This is a genomic window from Pseudoalteromonas sp. SMS1 (assembly GCF_021530565.1).
In the GTDB taxonomy this organism is placed as follows: domain Bacteria; phylum Pseudomonadota; class Gammaproteobacteria; order Enterobacterales; family Alteromonadaceae; genus Pseudoalteromonas.
Genome location: NZ_JAKGBI010000056.1, coordinates 1 through 2,650 on the forward strand (window position 1 = coordinate 1; position 2,650 = coordinate 2,650).

Below are 2,650 nucleotides of genomic sequence, written 5' to 3' on the forward strand. Positions count from 1 at the left end.
ATCATCCGGCCAATTGAGTGCTTGTTGCCGATTCACTTTTACAACTAAGTGATAATGATTGTTCACAATGGCATACGCCGCAATTTCTATCACAAACACCTCACTAAGCAGCTTTAAACGCTCTATCAACCATGTCGCCTATGATCAAAGCTCTTCCCTGAATATTTGTCACCTCCACACAAAAAAGCACGGCGTACACACCGTGCTATTAAGTGATAATAAAAGGTTGAGGACAAATCTATCAATGCTTTCCTTGCTCTTGTCATGCCTTTTCAAAAACCATTTTAACTGGATATTTAAACAGTAACCAAAGAACCTAGTTTAAGCAATAAATTTGTGCCTGTCCTATCTTAAGTTTTCAATGGGACCCTGAACGGGACTTAGACTTAACCCCTTTAGAACATAGAGCAATCCAGATTGGCATAACCAATGAAGCTGTTAATTTATATGTCAACCAATGGATAAAGCAAGTGACTGATGTCACAGAACTCGCAACTAAAGTAAAAAGCTTAGTAGACAGCAAGCAGTATTCGCAAGCTACATCACTGTTGCCTATTGAATTGCCTTACCTTTTAAGTCAAGAGACAGCTAATAAAATAGGGGCTGAGTAAACAGCCCCTATTAATTTTACTCTTTGTTATTCGGTAGATACTGCCATTTCAAGCACAAATTCTTGCTGCTTTTTACCACTTGGTGTATCACTTGGTAGTTTTAGTTCTTCTATAAAATATAGAACTACTACTCGTCGTCCTACTTTAAATAACTCAACATCAGTTTGATTATTTATATATATGCCTTCTCGAATGGTTTCCCAGTTATCATCAAGAATAATATCAATCGTGTTAGGCCCATCTTCTTCGTCCATTCCAATACTATAAACTTTCTCGATCACGCCTGATATTTCTTTTCTCGGAATAACACCTGAGTTTAAATTTTCAAACCATTCCTCAGAGCCATAAAGACCATAACTGCCATTTAAACCATCATAAGGTTTAGAGTTATCTAGAGTAAGTGATTGCGTTAACCTAACCACCTCAGGCTCACTTTCTATTTCTTTTTTTACTTCATAGACCAACTTCATTGGCTCAGGAAATTCATTTTCATTTAAATACATAATTTTACTCTTAATAAAGCAACTGAGACTTAATAATATGATTGTTAAACAACTCTAAGGCACTCCCCTGACCCAGACCCGTATTTATGATTCCATTCCCATTGTTTACATGGATTTTATATTGCCCTTCTAGCTTTATCTGTGACATGTTACTCCCCCATCCAGAAGCTGCATGAGGTAAATTTGGATAGTATTTCAACGTTTTGGTATTTCCATAACCACCAATAGCTAACAATTTATCCATCGTTCCTGGTTGGACTGTATGGCGCATCAGAACTCCATCGTAATCTCTTGAATATGCTTCTAGAGGCGAAATAAACGTCTCTTTTGTAGCAGGAATTCTACCTGTTTGTAAGAACTGCCTATGATCTTGGATACTAAAGCCTCGATACATAATTTCATTACCATATGCATCAAATTCTTGAACAATACCTAAGTTATCTTTTCGATACATAGGCACTCCAGTTTGACGACTCAAACCTTTTGAACGTTCGATATCTTGTAGGTGATATTCATCTAGTAACTTTTGATGTGTCACAATATCACTACCGACTCTTGGCCTTGAGCTTACTGAGGACAAGCTAGTAAGACCACCAACAGCTTTAGCACCGCTAGCTAGGGCCACTTCTGGAGCTACAAACAAGCTAATTATATCACCTTGAAAATCACCCGCCAATTCCATTCTGTTTGCTGGTTTGTCAAGGAAGGAGTATGTCTCAAAACCATTCAAGATCACATCAACAGGGCCACGAGTGATCAGCTGAGCCACACTTTGACCAGCAATAGATAAATTATCTAAAACCCTTGCACCAGTTCTAACAGCTAAGTCACCCCATGTTCCCATTGGGTTAGCTTGCTCATAATTATACTGTGCTTGATTCTGCGCTATAAATTGAGACATTGACGCTTTTTGGTATCTATAGCTCGCTAGAATACCTTCACGCCCGATCGAAGCATTAACATAGCCACGCCTATTTCCTGATATATAAGCTGCTGATTCAGTTATTGGCGTACTCAATGTATTTCGTATTGATTCACTTTGGGCTTGCATAAATGCAAGGTTTAACCCTCTACCCGTTGCACTGCCTGACCATGCACTACCAAAATTATCAGCCAAGCCTGTTCGAGCTGATACTAGTGAACTGTAATCATCAAATGCTCCATGACTTACAAAAGCATCATTGTACCCAGCACCACTGATAGTCCAACCTCCATCAACATTCGCTAAGGTTAAGTCAACTGCACCACCTTCACTTTTAGAAGCTACAACTTCCTGCATGTATTGCTCTGCAGTTTCCGGGGCTATGCTTTGGCCTGTACTTTTCGCTTTTTCAATTTGTTGCTTCGTTTTCTGACTAATACCCTGAGTAGTGGAATCAGGAGACTTTCTCAATCCACCAACAACCGCATTCCCCAACACATTACCAAATGCATCAACCGCTACATTTTTGAAGTTCCAACTCGCATCATTCCCAAATAACTTATCAGCACCATAATTGACCGCTGAGTTTAGGATGCCATTCACAGGGTTAAAGT

Annotated in this window: 3 protein-coding genes and 1 pseudogene; 1 reads left to right on the plus strand and 3 read right to left on the minus strand. The window is 39.2% G+C overall.

Going from position 1 to position 2,650, the window contains the following annotated elements; translation table 11 throughout:
• A pseudogene (locus L1286_RS23885) lies at positions 1-266 on the minus strand (hypothetical protein); the annotation flags it as partial.
• An 81-nt stretch (positions 267-347) separates the two neighbouring features.
• Here L1286_RS23885 and L1286_RS23890 point away from each other — a divergent pair.
• Positions 348-611 (plus strand): DUF4291 family protein, encoded by a 264-nt coding sequence (locus L1286_RS23890; RefSeq protein ID WP_328284248.1) that lies wholly within the window; start codon positions 348-350, stop codon positions 609-611.
• 26 nt (positions 612-637) lie between these two features.
• Here L1286_RS23890 and L1286_RS23895 read toward each other — a convergent pair whose 3' ends face one another.
• On the minus strand, positions 638-1,114 hold the full coding sequence (locus tag L1286_RS23895) for a hypothetical protein (RefSeq protein WP_235409528.1): 477 nt from the start codon (positions 1,112-1,114) through the stop codon (positions 638-640).
• A 10-nt stretch (positions 1,115-1,124) separates the two neighbouring features.
• Positions 1,125-2,650: hypothetical protein (locus L1286_RS23900; RefSeq protein WP_235409529.1), on the minus strand; the 1,526-nt coding region annotated here is incomplete at its 5' end.

Coding starts and splice junctions, on each gene's coding strand:
- L1286_RS23895 (WP_235409528.1), bottom strand. CDS start 1,114: ATGTATTTAAATGAAAATGAATTTCCTGAGCCAATGAAGTTGGTCTAT.